Below are 17,668 nucleotides of genomic sequence, written 5' to 3'. Positions count from 1 at the left end.
CGAAAGCCGTTGCTGGACAAGGGCTTTCGGTGAGCAGAACGATCACCAGCCTTCGTAGCTCAGGGGATAGAGCAACCCTCTCCTAAAGGGTAGGTCGCAGGTTCGAATCCTGCCGAGGGCACCACGCATAACCGCAGGTAGAGTGCTTGCGAGGCCCTATCTAAGGGCTCGCATCGACCACCCCAAGCCCGAAAAACGCGCGTGATCTACGCGTGAAGAGACGAGGCGTGCCCACCGCTTCTACGCGCGGCACTGCGCCGACGACGTCCGCGCTATGTTCCCGCCATCTGTGCGAGCGGCCCCATAGACTGACGAAACGCCAACGACGGGGGTGTGTGATCTCAAGGAGGATTATGGAGGAGATCGGATTCGACTCGATCAGCCAACTAATGTCGTTGGTGCTGGATGATCGCGGAGATGACTCCAAGTCCCTCTGGTTTCGAGGACACAGCAGCCAAGATTACCGCCTCGTTCCGAAGCTCATGAGGGAGGGCACTCGTACAGACAAGGAAATCTATCGACGGGAGTCCCGGCTGCTCGCGCGCTTCAGAGAGCGAAGCCTGCCTTTTTGGCCGTCCGGGTATCCGCAGGGGGCTTGGGAGCACCTATTTTCCATGCAGCACCACGGAGTTCCCACGCGCCTACTCGATTGGTCGGAAAATCTACTGATCGCCGCCTACTTTGCCGCCACCCCAACTGCCGCTTCGTCGAAGACTAACCTCGATGCGCAACCCAAGCCCACGATTTGGACTCTCGATCCACGAGGATGGAACCGGCAGATACCGCAGTTGCAAGAAACTGGGATCAATATCCTTACGGTGGCTGATCAGATCCGTGACCGCTGGGAACCGGTTCTGTCAGAGAATCATCTGGGCTGGCGCGCCAAGCATCCCGTCGCAATATACGGCGTGCATAATAGCGCGCGAATCGTTGCCCAGCGCGGAACCTTCACCATTGCCGGTGAATTCCAAACGGGCATGGAGGAGATCGCGGATTCAGAAGCGCGGTGGGGAGGTCTCTTGAAGAAATACGTCTACCAAGGCGAAAGAGACGAACTTCGCCAAGAACTAAAATTTGTAGGCTTCACAGAGTCGATGATATTTCCCGACCTTTCTAGCCTATCTGCGGAGCTAACTGAACTTGAAGGATGGTGAAAAATTGTCATCGCCCCTGACGCTCGCGGAGCAAATCGAAGCACGCCGACGCGAGATATCATCTGACCGCTTGGCAATGTCAATCGGCGAATTGACGTCGATGTATCAGGCGGGAGAACTCATTGTTCGGCCCGAGTTTCAGAGATTTTTCCGGTGGGATGACCTTCAAAAGTCCCGGCTGATTGAGAGCCTACTGCTTGGAATTCCGCTCCCGTCGATCTTTGTCTCCACCACCGAATCAGGAGCCTGGGAGATCGTGGACGGCCTCCAGCGCGTCAGCACTCTCTTGCAGCTTCAGGGAGTCCTGAAGCTTGAGAACGGGACCATGGCCGACCCGTTAAGGCTTGTCGGTACCAAGTACCTTCCAGACCTCGAAGGCAGGGTTTGGCCGATGGACAAGAACAGTGTCACCGACGACTCCCTACCCGCGACCCAGGTCTTGGACATCAGGCGGTCTCGGATTGACATTCAAATAATAAAGCGCGAGTCATCCCCAGACGCTAAATACGACCTCTTTCAAAGACTCAATAGCTACGGTTCGATGTTGACCCCCCAGGAGCTGAGGAGCGCAATGCTGGTGGCGGTCGATCCCGAATTCCTAAAATGGGTCGAAAACTTGGCTAAAAACAGTGACTTTGTAGACTGTGTACAAATTTCAGAACGCAACGCTCAAGAGCAATACGATATCGAACTGGTTATTCGATTTCTAGTGCTACACGGACGAGACCCATTAAGGCAAAACGATCTGAGAAACTTTGCCCAATTTCTTAATGATGAATCTCTCGCCTTGGCATTGAGCCCGAAAGAGGACCTAGAAGTCCTAAAAAGGACATTTGAGACGACATTCAAGGTTATAAATGAGAACGCGGGGGAAGATGCATTCAGGCGGTGGATTCCGGCAAAGTCGGCTTACAGTGGGAGCTTCTTGAACACATCGTACGAGGTAGTAGCGATCGGCCTCGGCTACCATGTAGCAAAAAACCGCCATTACCGAACTGATATTGAGGTCGCCGTCAAGAGCTTTTGGTCCAGACCAGAGATGAACCGAAAGTTTGCGACCGGAATCAGCACAGAAAAGCGGTTGACACAGTTCATTGATATCGGGCGCAAGCTTCTCGCGCTGGAGCCCGCCCAACCAACTAAACGACTGCGCCGGAAGAAGGCCTGATCAGCAGACAGATCGCCGTCCAAAGAGCGACAAGACGTTCGATGCCCCCTGCAGGGCGGATTGTTTCGGAACTTGTTCCGCGGGTAGGGGGGGTCGTCGGGCTTGCTTCCCGTCCTCGTTGTACGCGGTCTAATTGGCGTAGACGCTGAGCGTGGTCACGAAAGACGCGTGCCCGAGCCAATTCGAGACCTACGTTTAGTACCCCTTCGCGTTCAGGCTCATCACACCCGCCAACGAGTGGCGGCGGTCGTGCCGGTGCGAGTGCCGCGGGCCGCCCTCCTGTAGCGCGGGCTCGAAGTAGTGTTCAGCGACGTTCTCGGCATTGATTGGAACGGTCCACTTGATAGCCACCGGACGGGCCGCTCTCCGAGCGGCGTCAACTGCCTACTAGACCGACCCTAGGCGACTCCCGCGACGACCCGAGTTCGCCGAACTCACGCCCTTCGCGCTCCCCAAGGAGTAGGTCGCAGGTTCGATTCCTGCCGAGCGCGCCACCGAAGCTCGGTTCAAAGCAGTGCAGGTCACGTGCGGTCCCGACGCTGCTGGGGCCACCTGGCTGAATGGGACACACCGGCATCTGCAGGTTGCCGGTTTCGGCACAATGCCCGCTGTTATTATCGCGTCAACGGTTTCTGCGTCACCGTATGATCGGCTAACAAGCGGTACGCAACGAACAGGGGTCACGCGGTTGGAATTTTTCGTATGGGCGAACTTGTGGCTCGCGCTGCCTCTCGGGATCATCGGTTTCGCGATAACCCTATGGCAGGTCCTTGATGCGAAAAAGGCAGCCAACAGGGCCAAGAGTGCGGCAGACGCAGCTGAGGACGCCGCGAAGGAGGCATCGAAGGCGGCACGCAGCCAAGTCAGGTCCATTCAGGTCGCATCGATCGGCCCTCACTTGATGCGCCTTGAGGAAAATATCGACTCTGCGATCGAACGGCAGTCAAGCGAATTGCTCAATGTATCAATTGTGAATTGGAGACTTCAGGCCACGACCTACAAGCAGTTTCTAGACCCCAACATCCCAAATGAACTCGCTTTGAGTAAGAAGATCCAGAAAGCCATCCTACCTGTAAACGCACTAAAGTTATCGATTATTAGTTTCGATAACTCGACAGACTGGGCCTCCGAGACTGAAAAGGTCAGGAAAGCTGTGAATGAAGTGACAGCCGAAGTGGGGGCAATTATTGCCCAACAAAGCATCGAGGAGGCGTGATGACTGCATTCCCACCGGACCACGAGAGCCGAGTTCGGAAGTTGGTAAGCGGACTAATTGAAAAGACTCGGGCAGTAGACGGAACTCGCTTGCGCTGGGAAAGAATCAACGGAAACAGATACGAACTGTCGATGTCTCGTTCTACGGTTACTATCGAGAGCCGCGATGGCGATGGAGCCGATCCGTTCGATTTCATTGTCAGGGATGAATCGGGCCTACCATTCATCATTGTCGATGAAGGCACTCCCCGATACCCGGATTACAAGCTCCGGGACCTTTACGAGAGCGTCACACTGAACTCATCAGGCGCAGACGAAAAAATTGTCGCCCTACTGCACGAACTTGGGATTGAAGAGCCGCCGTTCTAGCGCGAGAGCGCCTGGAACAGCGCCACAAAGCTTGCCGCCTTCTTTCTCCGCGATTCAGTAGCATCGACGGTTAGCGACGACGCGGATTAAGTACCCGAACCACTTGCTCACTGTCATGAAATACACTCCGGACGGTGGCCACGTAAGTAGCTGGCCAGCCATCCGTCTATCGACACCTTGCGGCGGACTTGCGCAACTTGGGAATCCCAGGGTCCTAGGTACCGCGCATCGAATGTCGTGTCGGCTCCTTCCGCACAAAGCCACCAATTGTCGACGCCCCTGCCCCATCACTTGGCCGCCTGGCGGTGGGCAGGCCGGACCGAACGGCGCGGTATGTCTGTGGTGTGGGCTTTGCGTGTGTGACTGCGCCATGCGAAGCGCTGTGCGGCGGCTACGCGTCGCCTTCGGTGGCCAGCCAGCATCGACAAGGTCGCCGGCCGATGCGCCCTACACACCGCAGCCTTCTTGATCACTCACCGATCCAACTGCACAGCAACAGTATTCGATCAGTTCCTCATCGCGATCCAGGCTGCGCTCCACATACGCACCCCAATCCGCTGAGATGCTCCCCGACAGGGGCCAAGCTCGTTGAATGCAATCCGGCGGCGGGAGCCGGTGCCGGATCGGCACGTGACTACGCGGGGATTGTCGGACTTTCGTGCACGTCAGCAGTCAATGGACTAAAGGCCACCTCCACGGTCGACCTCTGACCAAGTTCGACCTCTCCAGACACCGGGAATTCTGGTTGCGCTTAGCGTGAAGTTCACATACTATCGAACATGCATTCGAGTACTGGGGAGGAACTCGTGGTCACAGCTGTACAAGATTTGCCGTTGACGTCCGATGAAGTGCTGCGGTTCGTTGCGCGCCTTCAGTCATCGGAGTTCGATGTCGACGCGGCAGCGGGCATCGATCTGATCTCCGCCCTCGAGACGATCAAGTGCGCCAGCGTGGCCGTTCAAGCCATCGTGACCGACGCCGTGGCGACGACCATCAGCAAAGAACGCCGCGAGCGCGGCAAGCCTAAAGCTCAGTGGCGCATAGGTATTGCGTCACAGATCGGTCTGGCCCGACGCGAATCCCCGAACCGCGGCGGCACTCATCTGGGCCTCGCTCGCGCTCTGGTGCACGAAATGCCGCACACCCTGGCTCGCCTGAAAGCCGGAGAACTCAACGAGTGGCGCGCCATGATCCTCGCCCGCGAAACCGCATGCCTCACCGTCGACGACCGCCGCACCATCGACGAACGACTGTGCGCGGACCCCGCCACACTGGCCGGTGCCGGTGACCGCACCATCGAGGGCCGCGCCCGCGCCCTGGCCAACGAACTCGACGCCGCCTCCCAGGTGAAACGACGCGCCAAGGCCTACGCCGCCCGCCGCACGAGCACCCGGCCAGCCCCCGAATCGATGGGCTTCTTCACGGTCCTCACCTCGATGGAGAAGATGGTCTGCATGTGGGCGACCTTGCGACGAGACGCCGACACCATCGTCAACTCAGGCGGTGAGACACGGACCCGCGACCAGATCATGGCCGACCTCGTGTTCGAGCGTGTCACCGGCGCAGCCGCCGCACAGGGCCCGCCGGTGACCGTCGACATCGTCATCGCCGACGCCGCCCTCCTGGCCGGCGGTCCCACGTCCGCGTACGTGCACGGCTATGGCGACATTCCGTCCGACGTCGCCCGGCAACTCATCCGACACACACTCGACAGTGAGACGCACGTCGCATTGCGTCGCCTCTACGCGCATCCGACGTCCGGCGCATTGACGGCTGTCGAGTCCACATCACGCGCATTTCCGACCGCGCTGGGACGCCTCATCGATCTGCGAGATCGCACCTGCCGCACTCCGTGGTGCGACGCGCCCATCCGTCACCACGACCACATCAGACCCCACTCCACAGGCGGCAGAACGAGCGCCGAGAACGGCGCAGGCCTTTGTGCCGCATGCAATTACGCGAAAGAGGGCGAGGGCTGGACGGCCGAGGCCCTACGAGACAAACGGGGCGCTCGACATCGCTACCGGCTCATCTCACCCACCGGGCAGACCTATGACTCGAGCGCGCCGCCGATCCCGGTGGTCGAGGTCTACAACTCGAGAATCGAGAACGTGATCATCACCGGTCTGTTCGACGACGACGCCGCATGACAGGTCGCGGCGGGAAGATACCGAGCACCGACTCGGTTACACTCGTCAACGGCGCGCCCAGCTGCACGCCAGACGTCGTGGAATGCTCCCGAACCTCCATGTGCACCCAGCACAGGCTTCTCTTACGGCGATCGAAACTGCCCACCGGCAGTCTCGCCACCTTGCATCTCGGCCCGAAGGCCCGCAGGTGCAACACCCTGCCCGAAAGGCACTTTTCATCACTATGACGACCCCACAGACTTTTGCTGCACTCGGCGTACCCCAGGCCATCGCGGATGTACTCGCGAGCCAGGGCAAGACCGAGGCATTCCCCATCCAGGCCGACACCCTTCCCGACACATTGCAGGGACGCGACGTGCTCGGACGCGGAAAGACCGGCAGCGGCAAAACACTCGCCTTCTCCATCCCGATGGTCGCTCGACTCGCCGGCCAGCTCCCCGGTAACCGGAAGCCCGGCCGCCCCCGTGGCCTGATCCTCGCGCCGACGCGTGAGCTCGCCACCCAGATCGCCGTCGCGATCGAACCCCTCGCCTCCGCGTACTCGCTGAAGGTCACCACGATCTTCGGCGGTGTCTCGCAGGTCCGTCAGGTCTCCGCGCTCAAGGGTGGAGTCGACATCGTCGTCGCCTGCCCCGGTCGGCTCGAAGATTTGATGAAGCAGCGTCACCTCACCCTCGACGGCGTTCAGATCACCGTCCTCGACGAGGCCGACCACATGGCCGACCTCGGGTTCCTGCCCGTCGTCACCCGCATCCTCGCTGCCACCCCGGACAAGGGCCAGCGCATGCTGTTCTCCGCGACCCTGGACAACGGCGTCGACAAGCTGGTCAAGCGCTTCCTGCACAACCAGATCACGCACTCCGTCGACGAGGCCACCTCGCACGTCGAGGCCATGACGCACAGCGTGTTCGAGGTCGACGGCGTCGAAGCCAAGAAGAAGCTGGTCCACCAGCTCGCCTCCGGCACCGGACGCCGCATCCTGTTCATGCGCACCAAGCACCAGGCCCGCAAGCTCGCCAAGCAGCTCACCGACGCCGGAATCCCGTCCGTCGACCTGCACGGCAACCTCTCTCAGGCCGCACGCGACCGCAACCTCGCCGCGTTCTCCTCCGGCGAGGCTCGCGTCCTCGTCGCCACCGACGTCGCAGCTCGCGGCGTTCACGTCGACGACGTCCAGCTCGTCGTCCACGTCGATCCCCCGGCCGAGCACAAGGCGTACCTGCACCGTTCCGGCCGCACGGCACGCGCGGGAAGCGCCGGAGACGTCGTGACCGTCGTTCTGCCCGAGCAGCGCAAGGACACCGCAGTACTGCTGCGCAAGGCCGACATCAAGGTCACGCCCATTCGCGTCACCGCCGACTCGCCCGCCGTGGCGAACCTCGTCGGCGAGCAGGCTCGTTACGTCCAGCCCGCGCCGAAGGCCGAGCAGGCACCGGCTCGCACCGCGAATCCCCGCAACAGCAACAACGCGCGACGCGGCGGCCCGGCCCGCAGTGGTGGTCAGCCCCGCAGTGGTGGACAGCCCCGCAGTGGTGGACAGCCGCGCAGCGGTGGTGGTGGCCACAGCCGTCGCGCAGCAGGACCGGCCACGAGCCAGCGCAGCCGCTGATTTCGGCCTGAGCGCGGAAAGTCCTCCCTACGAGGGCTTTCCGCGCTTCGCTGTTCTCACACTCACCACCGCCGCAACCGCGCAGAGACCAGCTGCGCCGAACCACGCCATCGTGTACTCACCGGTCGCGTCCCGCACGACGCCTGCGACGACCGACGCGATGCCGGCACCGATCTGATGTGAGGCGAACACCCAGCCGAACACCAGCGAGCCTCGGTCGCCGAACACCTCGCGACACAGCGCAATAGTGGGCGGAACCGTTGCCACCCAATCCAATCCGTAGATCACCACGAAGATGACGATCGACGGCTGGATGGTCGCGGACAGCAACCACGGCAGGAACAGCAACGACACGCCGCGAAATCCGTAGTACGCCGCCAACAGGTAGCGCGGGTCGACGCGGTCGGTCAGCCACCCCGATGCGATCGTTCCGACGATGTCGAAGATCCCGACCACCGCCAGCAGGCCCGCTGCGGTGGTCTCGTGCATTCCGTGGTCGTGCGCCGACGGGATGAAGTGAGTTCCGATGAGGCCGTTGGTCGTTGCCCCACAGATCGCGAAGCCCACCACCAGAGCCCAGAAGGTTCGGACCCGGCTCGCGTCGCGCAACGCCTGTATCGCGGCCTTGGCGGGGTTCACCGTCGACTCCACGACGACCGCTGTGTAATCCTCCGGCGCTCCGTAGGGGGTCACGCCGATGTCCGCCGGCATGTTGCGCAGCCACCGCAGGACGAAGGGCACCACGATCAGCGACCCGCCTGCGATGAGGAACGAGGCGGCGCGCCAGCCGGACCTGTCGACGAGCTGAGCGATCAGGGGCAGAAAGATCAGCTGCCCCGTCGCACTGCCTGCCGTCAGGATTCCCGACACGAGCCCACGCCGCTGCACGAACCACCGATTGGTCACCACCGCCGCGAAGACGAGGGCCATCGATCCGGTACCCAGGCCGATCATGACGCCCCAGGTCAGTACCAACTGCCATGCCTGGGTCACGAACACACTCAGAGCGCTGCCTGCCGCCACGACGATCAACGCCATCGATGTCACCGCACGGATTCCGAACCGTTCCATCAGGGCCGCAGCGAACGGCGCAGTCAATCCGAACAGCACGAGGTTCACACCCACAGCCAGCGACAGCATCGACCGCGGCCAGCCGAACTCGTCCTGCAGCGGCACCATCAGCACGCTCGGTGCCGCCCGGAAGCCCGCTGCGCCGACCAGAGCGAGGAATGCCACGGCGGCAACGATCCAGGCCGGGTGAATCCGCCTGCGCGTCCTGATCTCGGAAGTCACGGTGACATTGTGCGCCTTGTCGGCTGGCACACTGGAGCGGTGACCGTCAGCTCTTCCCACACGACCAAGTCAGGGCCCCTCGGTCCGCAGGAGATGGCGACCGCTGCCGTCATGAGCAGCTTCACCGTCGCCCTGACGGTGATCGGTGTGTTGGTGCCGATGGCGGCGATCCTTCAGGTCGTCGCGGCGATTCCCATGTCGGTGGTCGCGCTCCGGTATCGAACGCGCGCACTGGTCACCTCCGCGGTCGCCGGCACCCTCGTCGGATTCGTCGCGGCCGGCACCCAGACGGCCATCACCGTCGCCAGCGCCGCTCTACTGGGCGGCCTGGTCGGGCGGGCCAAGCGCAAGAAGCAAGGACTGTTCGGCGTTCTCGTCACCTCGATGGTCGTCGGGCCGGCACTCGGAGCGTTGACCGTGCTGATGCTCCTCATCCTTGTTCCGCTGCGAGAGCTGTTCCTCGAGACTCTCCGCAACACGTTCGAGGGCATTTCACGACTGCTCGAGCGCACATCGGCACTGCAAGGCGTTGCCGACGTGATCCGCACCGGCTCCACGACCGTGCTCGACAACTGGTGGTGGTGGGCAGGCGGATCGATCGCCTTCGGCATCGTCACCGGAACGCTGTTCGCATGGCTCATTCTCACCGCGATCCTCGACCGGCTCTCCACCATTCCCACCCCCGAGCCGCTGGCCCCCAGCACCGACGACGAGATCGGGCCGCTGCCGGTCACGCTCACCGCGGTGGGATTCCGCTACCCGGGAAGCACGACGTCCGCACTGACCGGCGTCGACCTCCGCATCGAGACCGGCGAATTCGTGGCGATCGTCGGCCACAACGGTTCCGGCAAATCGACGCTGACCCGGATCCTCGCCGGCCTCGAACCGTCGGAGGGAACCGTGGACAGGCCCGGCTCGACCGGTCTCGGACGGTACGGCGGCACCGCGGTGGTGCTGCAACGCCCCGAAAGCCAGATCCTCGGCACCCGCGTCGCCGACGACGTGGTGTGGGGACTGCCTCCCGGCGACTCACGCCCCGACGTGGAGGCCCTGCTCGACGAGGTCGGCCTCGGCGGCATGGGGGCGCGCGACACTGCCTCCCTGTCCGGCGGCGAAATGCAGCGACTGGCCGTCGCCGCCGCACTCGCTCGCCGTCCGGCACTACTCATCGCGGACGAGGCAACCGCGATGATCGACGCCTCCGGGCGCGAATATCTGGTCTCGCTCCTCGCCGAACTACCACGCAGGCACGAGATGTCGGTCGTGCTCGTCACCCACCACGTCTCGGAGACCGTCGCCGCGGACCGAGTCGTACATCTGCACGAGGGCTACCAGGTGCAGTACGACACCGCCTGGATGCACGCTCGAACGGACAATCCGGCTGCGCTGCACGATAATTCGAGTGAACGACTCCTCGAACTGAGCGGGGTCGAGCACACGTACAACCGCCGCACCCCCTGGGCGCAGGTAGCACTGAACGGCGTCGACATCACCGTCAAACGTGGTGAGGGTGTGCTTGTTCTCGGTGGCAACGGTTCGGGCAAATCCACACTGGCCTGGATCATGGCCGGCCTCACCGGCCCGACCGGCGGCACCGCCCAGCTCGGCGGCAAGGCGATGACCTCACGCGTCGGCGATGTCGGGCTCGCGTTTCAGCACTCCCGCCTGCAGTTGCAGCGGCGCACCGTCTCCGAGGACATCGCGGCCGCCGCCGGCCCCGAAACAGGCTCTGCCACAGTGTCGGCCGCGATGGACGCCGTCGGCCTGGACAGATCGTTGGCCGCTCGCGACATCGATTCGCTCAGTGGTGGTCAGATGCGACGCGTCGTGTTGGCGGGGCTCATTGCGCGTCGACCTCGAATGCTGGTTCTCGACGAGCCACTGGCCGGGCTCGACCCTCCCGGACGCGACGACATCATCGGTGTTCTCGCCGGACTACGCGATCGCGGAGTCGCCATCGTCGTGATCTCGCACGACGTGGACGGAATGGACACCGTCTGCAGCCGCACCATCACGATGGCCGACGGCCACATCGTCTCCGATTCGATCCTGGGGAGCGTGCACTCGTGACCACCGTCGTACTGCGTCAGGTCCCACGATTCTCACCGATCCACCGCCTGTGGGCCGGCACCAAACTCGTCGCGGTACTGCTGCTGAGCATCACTCTCGTCGTGGCACCGACGTGGCCCGCCCTCGGGATCGTGTTCGCACTGTTGGTCGTCGCCGCGATCGTCGCGCACGTCCCGATCACCGCAGTGCCGCGTCCACCGTGGTGGATCTGGGCGCTGTTCGGTGTCGGAGCACTGATCAACCTGCCGATCGGAGGCGCAGCAGTACTGGTGTATCTGCGCGCGACGCTCTTCATCTTCGTCCTGCTCGGCGCATCGATGATGATCGGCTGGACCACCTCGATGAGCGACATCGCACCTGCGGTCTCCAAACTGGGCACGCCGCTGAAGAAGCTGAAGTTGCCGGTCGACGAGTGGGCCGTCGCCGTGGCTCTGAGCCTGCGGTCGCTTCCGCTGCTGATCGAAGAGATGCGCACCCTGAACGCGGCTCGACGCCTGCGCCCCAAGCCGGTCGTCAACAGCGCCTCGGACAATTCCCTGGTCGACATCGTCACGACGGTGATGTCGGTTGCCATCAGACGGGCCGACGAAATGGGTGGGGCCATCACCGCCCGCGGAGGCACCGGAATGATCACCGCCACCGAGGCACGGTTCAAGGCCTCCGACGCGGTGACGCTGACCGTGGTGACTCTCGCGTGCGCCACAGCCATCGCGATCAGTGTCCTGTGGAGCTGAGCTACCCGCCCGCGAGACGCTCGGTGCGCGAGTTCAAGGCCTTGACGAACACGTCCGGGATGTCTCGGGGATCCTCCGCCACGTAACTCGTTCCGCCTGTCGCAGCCGAGATCTGTTGCAGTGCAACAGGATCCGCGTCACCGGTGACGCCGACGGTGATGATCACGATGGGCCGCACCGGATCCTGTTCCTTCTGCAGCGTTGCCAGCAGCTGATCGAGGGAGATACTGCCCTCGTCTTCGTTGGCTCCGTCGGTCAGGATGATGACGCTGTTGACGTAATCGGGGTCGTATCCCTCCTTGACCCGCCGGAACGCAGCCAAGGTGGTGTCGTAGAGCCCTGTTCCGCCTCCGACGAGAGCTGGAAGACCTCGGATCGAATCGAGAATGGCGTCGCGCTGCGACTTTCCGTTGAAGGTACCGTCGGCCTTGCCCATCGGCACCAGCTCGCGGTAGTCCTGTTTTCCGCCACCGAGGCCGATCGAGAATGCCCAGAGGCCCATTTCCGTCTGGTCGCTGAACAGCGAGTTGGCACCGACGGATGCGTCGACGGTGAGTGCGATACGTGTCGAGTCGCCCGACTTCGCGGCCATCGAACCCGAGACGTCCTCGACCACGAGCGTGCGCAGCGGCAGCGCCAGGACGGCCCAGTCTCGCAATGTCGTTTCGATGGACAGCGGGTTCTTGATCTCGAGCGACGCCACCGATCCGACGCCTCGGCCGTCGGGTAATGGTGTGCCACTCGACGTTCGGAACCCGGCTGCGACCAAGGTGTCGGTGGCCGACGTAGTGGCGAGCACCGAGGCCAACGCCGCTCCTGCCTTCTTCACGCGGTCGTACTCGGGTCCGGCCGGTGCCGTGACGGCCAGTGGGTAGTTGAGGAAGTAGCTCCCGGTCGGCGGAACCGACTCGGTCAACTCCGATCCCGGATTGTCGGCCTCGTACGCCAGCAGCGCCTGCTCGGTGGCCACGCTGGTGCCGCCGTCCGTGGCCACCTGGGCCACCAGATCCGGGGTGTCGTGTGGGGCGTCCGCGATCCGTCCGAAGTCCTGCGCCATGGGCACCAGTGCCGCCGACACGGCCTTGGCGTCGGAGATGGCCACCTCGGATTCGGCCAGTGCACCGAGGATCGCGGCATTAGAGGCGCTGCTGGTCAGGGGATCACCGATGCGTTGACCGGGAAGTTGGAGCACGCTGAGCCAGGTATCGGTCACCGGCACGGCATCGGATTTCGAGACCAGGACCGGCAGCGTGTTCGCGACCGAGGCCTTGGCCAGCTCGGGAAGTGCCCCGGTCGAGCGCAGGGTCTTGAGCAGCCACAGCGTCGAATCCGGGATCCACAGATCCGGACGCTCGTCATCGGTTCCGGCGATTTCGGTGGCCGTATCGGTGGGGCGTTCGGGGCGGACCTCGAAGTTCACGCAACCGCGCTCGACCTCGCCTGCCTGCGAGACGATCTGCTGCACCGGTTCGGCGATCGACATGTCCACCGCCAGCGAGACCGTGTCGAGGGAATCGCAGGTGTCCGCACCGGATGCGCGTACGGCCTGCACTCCGAACCAACTGCCGACCACGACGACGACTGCCACCAGCGCGAGCACCGACCAGGTCGCGGCCGAACCGAACCGGCGCGGACTACCGCTGTGACGTCCCGACATCGATGCAACCCCCTGCTCGGCCCCCAGCTGCACTCACGAATGCAACCGCACGCACACTCAGAAGTGACGCGACGCACAGCATAGTAGCCTCCTCAGCGACCGGAGCGACTTCTGAGCGCATTGACGAACACGTTGGGGATCTCCGCAGGATTTCGTGCGACGAAGCTCGTACCGCCCGTGACTGCCGAAATTTGTTGCAGTACACCGGCATCCGCATCGTCGGTGATTCCGATGGTGACGATGACGACCGGCTTGGACGGGTCCTGTTCGGCTCGCAGAGTCGACAGCAGCTCGTCGAGCGAGATGCTGTCGGGGTCCTCGTTGGTGCCGTCGGTGAGGATGATGACGCTGTTCACCGCATCGGGGTCGTAGCCCTGCTGCACGGTGCGGAACGCGGCCAACGTGGTGTCGTACAACCCGGTACCACCCCCGACCAGGGACGGCAGCGTTCGGGTCTGCTGCAACAGCACCTCACGCTGAGTGGTGTTGCCGACCTGCTCGTCCATTCGCCGGATCGGTGCCAGCTCACGGTAGTCCTGATCGCCACCGCCGAGTCCGATCGAGAACGCCCACAACCCCATCGACGCGTTGTCGGGGAACAGCCGATTTCCGGTCTCACTGGCCTGCACCGTCATGGCGATACGTGAATTCGCCCCGGCGCTGTAGTTCATCGATCCGGAGACATCCTCCATCACCAACGCCCGCGACGGGAGCGCCAAGATCTGGTACTGACGCAACGTCGATTCGGCGGCCTGTTGATCGGCAATCGTCAGGGGCGTGACGTCCCCGATCCCGCGATCGGAATCGAGCGGGGCCATGTCTGCGGAGCGGAACCCTGCGTCGGACAGAGCCTGCTGCCCCTGTTCGGATTGAATGGCCGTGGCCAGTGCCGTCCCGATGGACTTCGCGGTCTCGTGTCGATCGCCCGCGGGTTCGGTCACCGCCAGCGGAAAGTTCAGGAAGAAGGCACCGGTCGGCGGAGCCGTCGCGCCGAGTTCGACGTTCTTGTCCTGCTGGTAGTCCAGGTAGGCCTGCTCGGACACCACCGCGACTCCCCCGTCGGCGACCAGATCGTCGAGGCGCACCGTCGGATCGGCCTCGCCGCGAGTGGCGGCCTGAGCCTGAGCGATGGGGACGAGCGCCGCCGAGACCGAGTCGAGCGCGGTCTCGTCCGATCCGGCCTCTGCCACCGCGCCCAGGATGGCCGCGTCGGACGTGGTGTTGGCCAACGGATTACCGATGCGCAGACCTTCGAGCTTCAAGGCAGTGAGCCAGGTGTCGAAGAACGGCACCTCGTCCTTGCGTGCCGCGAGCACGGCGGGGGTAGCCGCCACCGATTGACTCGCCAAGTCGATCAACGACGCAGTGGACCGCACCGTCTTGCCGATCCACAGTGACGAATCGGGAACCCAGAGCGAGGGCACGTCGTCGCCCTTGGCCACCGCGGCCGAGACTTGACCCGACTCGGTGGCGGTGACCTCGACGGCTGTACAACCCAACTCCTCCGACGAGGTGTTGTCGACGATCTGCTGCAACACGGGTGCGATCGCCGGATCCGCGGCAAGCGACAAGGCCTCGGGATCACCGCACTCGGAACCGAAGGCCTTCAGACCGACGAACACTCCGCCGCCGAGAACCAGCAACAGAACAACGGCCACGATGCCGTACTTGGCCATGCCCCTACTGCGCGAGGTGGACGACGGGGCACTGTGTCTACCGGGCATGGCGCGCTCCTACTTCAACGGTCGTTCCACAGGTTCCACTCCTGCCCCGTCAGGCGTAGATCTTGACGAACGTCTTCAACGAGTTCTCGATGTCGCCCTTGAGAGCGCGCGCGACGCCGGAGCCGATCGGACCGAACAACGGCGCACCGCCGAGGTTGATGTCGATGGTGATCTCGGAACCGTCACCCTTGGATTTCACGGACATGTTCAGACCGATCTTGACCCCGCCCTTGCCGTTGCCCTTGAGCTCGAGCTTCTTGGGCGGGTCGTAGGACTCGATCTTCCAGGACACGCGGTTGCGCATGCCCTTCACGCTGGCGACGGAGTCCAGGGTGGTGCCGACGGCCAGCTGCTCGGGCAGCTCACCGCGCCACGCTTCGTGGATGGAGAGCCACTGCTCGTAGCCGGACAGATCGGACGCGTGCGCCCACGTCTGCTCGGGGGTCAGCGGGACGTCGAGGGAAACCTTCAGCTTGGCCACAGCAGGGATGGTAACCGTTGAACGAAAAATGCCCGTGTGAGGCCTTGCTCACACGGGCACTTTCGATGGAGCCTGGATCGGTCAGTGAGCGCTGGCCTTCTCCGCACCGATACCGGTGAGGGAGCGAACCTCCATCTCGGCCTGCTTTTCGGTGCTCTCGGTGTCCTTCGAGATCAGGGTTCCGACGATGCCGAGGATGAATGCCAACGGGATCGAGACGATGCCGGGGTTGGACAACGGGAACCAGGCGAAGTCCGAGCCGGGAATCATCGACGTCGGCGATCCGGAGACGGCCGGGGAGAAGACGATCAGCACGATCGTCGAGATCAGACCGCCGTACATGCTGAACAGTGCGCCGGTGGTGGTGAAGCGACGCCAGAACAGCGAGTACAGGATGGTCGGCAGGTTCGCGGCCGCAGCGACGGCGAACGCGAGTGCCACCAGGAAGGCGATGTTCTGCCCGTTGGCGAGGATGCCGAGGCCGATGGCGAGCAGGCCGATGACGACGGCGGTGATGCGCGAGACCTTGACCTGCTTCTTGTCGTCGACCTTGCCCTTCTTGATGACGCTCGCATAGATGTCGTGAGCGAACGACGCCGACGCGGTGATCGTCAATCCGGCGACCACGGCCAGGATGGTCGCGAAGGCGACCGCCGAGATGACGCCGAGCAGAATGACGCCGCCGAGTTCGAAAGCCAACAGCGGAGCTGCGGAGTTCTGACCGCCGGCCGAGGCCAGGATGCGGTCGGGTCCGACGATCGCTGCGGCACCGTAGCCGAGCACCAGGGTGAACAGGTAGAACGCACCGATGAGCGCGATGGCCCACACGACGCTGCGACGAGCTTCCTTGGCGGTGGGCACCGTGTAGAAGCGCATCAGCACGTGCGGCAGACCCGCGGTGCCGAGCACGAGTGCGATACCGAGCGAGAGGAAGTTGATCTTCGAGGTGGCACTTCCGCCGTACTGAGCGCCTGGCTCGATGACGTCACGTGCTGCCACGGCCTCGTTGGCCGATCCGGCCACCATGGCCTGTGCGCTGCCGAGCAGCTCGGAGAAGTTCAGGCCGAACTTGGCGAGAACCAGAACGGTCATGAACGCCGCACCTGCGATGAGCAGAACGGCCTTGATGATCTGTACCCAGGTGGTGCCCTTCATGCCGCCGATGAGCACGTACGCGATCATCAGCACACCGACGATGGCGATGACGATGGACTGCCCGGTGCGGTCGGAGATGTCGAGCAGCAGTGCGACGAGTCCGCCTGCACCTGCCATCTGTGCGAGCAGGTAGAACAGTGACACCGTCAGCGTGGACAGAGCAGCTGCGGTACGAACCGGTCCTTGCTTGAGTCGGAAGCTCAGCACATCCGCCATCGTGAATTTGCCGGTGTTCCTGAGCAATTCGGCGACGAGGAGCAGTGCAACGAGCCAGGCGACGAGGAAGCCGATGGAGTACAGGAAGCCGTCGTAACCGTAGACGGCGATGGCACCGGCGATGCCGAGAAAGCTTGCGGCCGAGAGGTAGTCACCGGCGATGGCAACGCCGTTCTGCGGTCCGGAGAATCCGCCGCCTGCGGTGAAGAACTCCGCGGAGGTCGCATTCTTCTTCGATGCGCGGATGACGACGGCCATCGTGATGATGACGAACGCGCCGAAGATCGCGATGTTGACGAGTGGTTCGCCGACGGTGGTGCTTGCTGCTTGCGCGAGATTCATCGCTTGGCTCCCTGGGAGGCTTCCATCTCGGCGCGCAAGGCTGCGGCGCGAGGATCGAGTTCACGGTTGGCGAACTTCACGTAGATGCCGGTGATGGCGAACGTGGTGACGAACTGGCCGAGGCCGAGCAGCAGGCCGATGTTGATGTTGCCCCACACCTTGGTCGACATGAAGTCGACCGCGTAGGTGCTCAGCAGCACGTAGAGGACGTACCAGACCAGGAAGAACCCGGCCATCGGGAACACGAAGCTACGCAGGCGTCGCCGGAGTTCCTGGAACTCGGGACTGGCCTGCATGTCGACGAACGCTTGCGCGTCCGGTGGCGAATTGG

Annotated in this window: 14 protein-coding genes and 1 tRNA gene; 9 read left to right on the top strand and 6 right to left on the bottom strand. The window is 63.3% G+C overall.

Features of this window, described 5'->3' with window-relative positions; translation table 11 throughout:
- The first annotated feature begins 48 nt into the window (after positions 1-48).
- From CH276_RS07460 to CH276_RS07430, 7 genes are all read left to right on the top strand, one after another.
- Positions 49-124: transfer RNA gene (locus CH276_RS07460), tRNA-Arg, on the top strand.
- Positions 125-353: 229 nt separating this feature from the next.
- The gene (locus tag CH276_RS07455; protein ID WP_094631193.1) at positions 354-1,154 is read left to right on the top strand and encodes an FRG domain-containing protein; all 801 of its coding nucleotides are present in this window, start codon (positions 354-356) and stop codon (positions 1,152-1,154) included.
- Between the two features lie 76 nt (positions 1,155-1,230).
- Positions 1,231-2,322 carry a GmrSD restriction endonuclease domain-containing protein gene (locus CH276_RS07450; RefSeq protein WP_254924308.1) on the top strand — a complete coding sequence of 364 codons (1,092 nt, stop codon included), beginning with the start codon at positions 1,231-1,233 and terminating at the stop codon, positions 2,320-2,322.
- A gap of 688 nt (positions 2,323-3,010) precedes the next feature.
- Positions 3,011-3,538, top strand: coding sequence for a hypothetical protein (locus tag CH276_RS07445; RefSeq protein WP_094631191.1), 528 nt, complete (start codon positions 3,011-3,013; stop codon positions 3,536-3,538).
- Positions 3,538-3,906 (top strand): hypothetical protein, encoded by a 369-nt coding sequence (locus tag CH276_RS28165; RefSeq protein WP_141214675.1) that lies wholly within the window; start codon positions 3,538-3,540, stop codon positions 3,904-3,906. The genes CH276_RS07445 and CH276_RS28165 overlap by 1 nt, the downstream gene beginning before the upstream one ends.
- A gap of 833 nt (positions 3,907-4,739) precedes the next feature.
- Positions 4,740-6,056, top strand: coding sequence for an HNH endonuclease (locus tag CH276_RS07435; RefSeq protein ID WP_094631281.1), 1,317 nt, complete (start codon positions 4,740-4,742; stop codon positions 6,054-6,056).
- 223 nt (positions 6,057-6,279) lie between these two features.
- Positions 6,280-7,665 carry a DEAD/DEAH box helicase gene (locus CH276_RS07430; protein ID WP_045196538.1) on the top strand — a complete coding sequence of 462 codons (1,386 nt, stop codon included), beginning with the start codon at positions 6,280-6,282 and terminating at the stop codon, positions 7,663-7,665.
- 27 nt (positions 7,666-7,692) lie between these two features.
- Here the strand turns inward: CH276_RS07430 and CH276_RS07425 are convergent, their stop codons facing one another.
- Entirely contained in the window at positions 7,693-8,958 is a 1,266-nt protein-coding gene (locus tag CH276_RS07425; RefSeq protein ID WP_217901408.1) for an MFS transporter, read from the bottom strand.
- 39 nt (positions 8,959-8,997) lie between these two features.
- On the opposite strand from CH276_RS07425, the gene CH276_RS07420 reads away from it, so the two are divergent.
- Both CH276_RS07420 and CH276_RS07415 read left to right on the top strand, forming a co-directional pair.
- Complete coding sequence (locus CH276_RS07420; RefSeq protein ID WP_254924296.1) at positions 8,998-11,028, top strand: ATP-binding cassette domain-containing protein; 2,031 nt, start codon at positions 8,998-9,000, stop codon at positions 11,026-11,028.
- Positions 11,025-11,762 carry an energy-coupling factor transporter transmembrane component T family protein gene (locus CH276_RS07415; protein ID WP_094631188.1) on the top strand — a complete coding sequence of 246 codons (738 nt, stop codon included), beginning with the start codon at positions 11,025-11,027 and terminating at the stop codon, positions 11,760-11,762. The genes CH276_RS07420 and CH276_RS07415 overlap by 4 nt, the downstream gene beginning before the upstream one ends.
- 1 nt (position 11,763) lies before the next feature.
- Here the strand turns inward: CH276_RS07415 and CH276_RS07410 are convergent, their stop codons facing one another.
- The 5 genes from CH276_RS07410 to CH276_RS07390 all read right to left on the bottom strand — a co-directional run bounded on the left by CH276_RS07410 (position 11,764) and on the right by CH276_RS07390 (position 17,633).
- Positions 11,764-13,419: a VWA domain-containing protein gene (locus CH276_RS07410; protein ID WP_045200253.1), complete on the bottom strand. Its 1,656-nt coding sequence runs from the start codon at positions 13,417-13,419 to the stop codon at positions 11,764-11,766.
- Between the two features lie 92 nt (positions 13,420-13,511).
- Positions 13,512-15,143 (bottom strand): substrate-binding domain-containing protein, encoded by a 1,632-nt coding sequence (locus CH276_RS07405; protein ID WP_094631187.1) that lies wholly within the window; start codon positions 15,141-15,143, stop codon positions 13,512-13,514.
- Positions 15,144-15,192: 49 nt separating this feature from the next.
- Positions 15,193-15,624, bottom strand: coding sequence for a type II toxin-antitoxin system Rv0910 family toxin (locus tag CH276_RS07400; RefSeq protein WP_032395799.1), 432 nt, complete (start codon positions 15,622-15,624; stop codon positions 15,193-15,195).
- Positions 15,625-15,705: 81 nt separating this feature from the next.
- On the bottom strand, positions 15,706-17,337 hold the full coding sequence (locus CH276_RS07395; protein WP_094631186.1) for a solute symporter family protein: 1,632 nt from the start codon (positions 17,335-17,337) through the stop codon (positions 15,706-15,708).
- On the bottom strand, positions 17,334-17,633 hold the full coding sequence (locus tag CH276_RS07390; RefSeq protein WP_037192167.1) for a DUF485 domain-containing protein: 300 nt from the start codon (positions 17,631-17,633) through the stop codon (positions 17,334-17,336). The genes CH276_RS07395 and CH276_RS07390 overlap by 4 nt, the downstream gene beginning before the upstream one ends.
- Between the last annotated feature and the right edge of the window lie 35 nt (positions 17,634-17,668).

The sequence above is a fragment of the Rhodococcus sp. 06-470-2 genome (genome assembly GCF_002258235.1).
Taxonomy (GTDB): Bacteria; Actinomycetota; Actinomycetes; order Mycobacteriales; family Mycobacteriaceae; genus Rhodococcoides.
The sequence above is the reverse complement of the archived record's forward strand: the minus strand, read 5'-3'. Positions and strand labels throughout refer to the sequence as shown.

What these genes read in the sequence shown, in the direction of transcription:
- CH276_RS07405 (WP_094631187.1), bottom strand. Translation starts at nt 15,143, where the DNA reads ATGCCCGGTAGACACAGTGCCCCGTCGTCCACCTCGCGCAGTAGGGGC.
- CH276_RS07410 (WP_045200253.1), bottom strand. Translation starts at nt 13,419, where the DNA reads ATGTCGGGACGTCACAGCGGTAGTCCGCGCCGGTTCGGTTCGGCCGCG.
- CH276_RS07450 (WP_254924308.1), top strand. Translation starts at nt 1,231, where the DNA reads ATGTCAATCGGCGAATTGACGTCGATGTATCAGGCGGGAGAACTCATT.
- CH276_RS07455 (WP_094631193.1), top strand. Translation starts at nt 354, where the DNA reads ATGGAGGAGATCGGATTCGACTCGATCAGCCAACTAATGTCGTTGGTG.
- CH276_RS07395 (WP_094631186.1), bottom strand. Translation starts at nt 17,337, where the DNA reads ATGAATCTCGCGCAAGCAGCAAGCACCACCGTCGGCGAACCACTCGTC.
- CH276_RS28165 (WP_141214675.1), top strand. Translation starts at nt 3,538, where the DNA reads ATGACTGCATTCCCACCGGACCACGAGAGCCGAGTTCGGAAGTTGGTA.
- CH276_RS07430 (WP_045196538.1), top strand. Translation starts at nt 6,280, where the DNA reads ATGACGACCCCACAGACTTTTGCTGCACTCGGCGTACCCCAGGCCATC.
- CH276_RS07390 (WP_037192167.1), bottom strand. Translation starts at nt 17,633, where the DNA reads ATGCAGGCCAGTCCCGAGTTCCAGGAACTCCGGCGACGCCTGCGTAGC.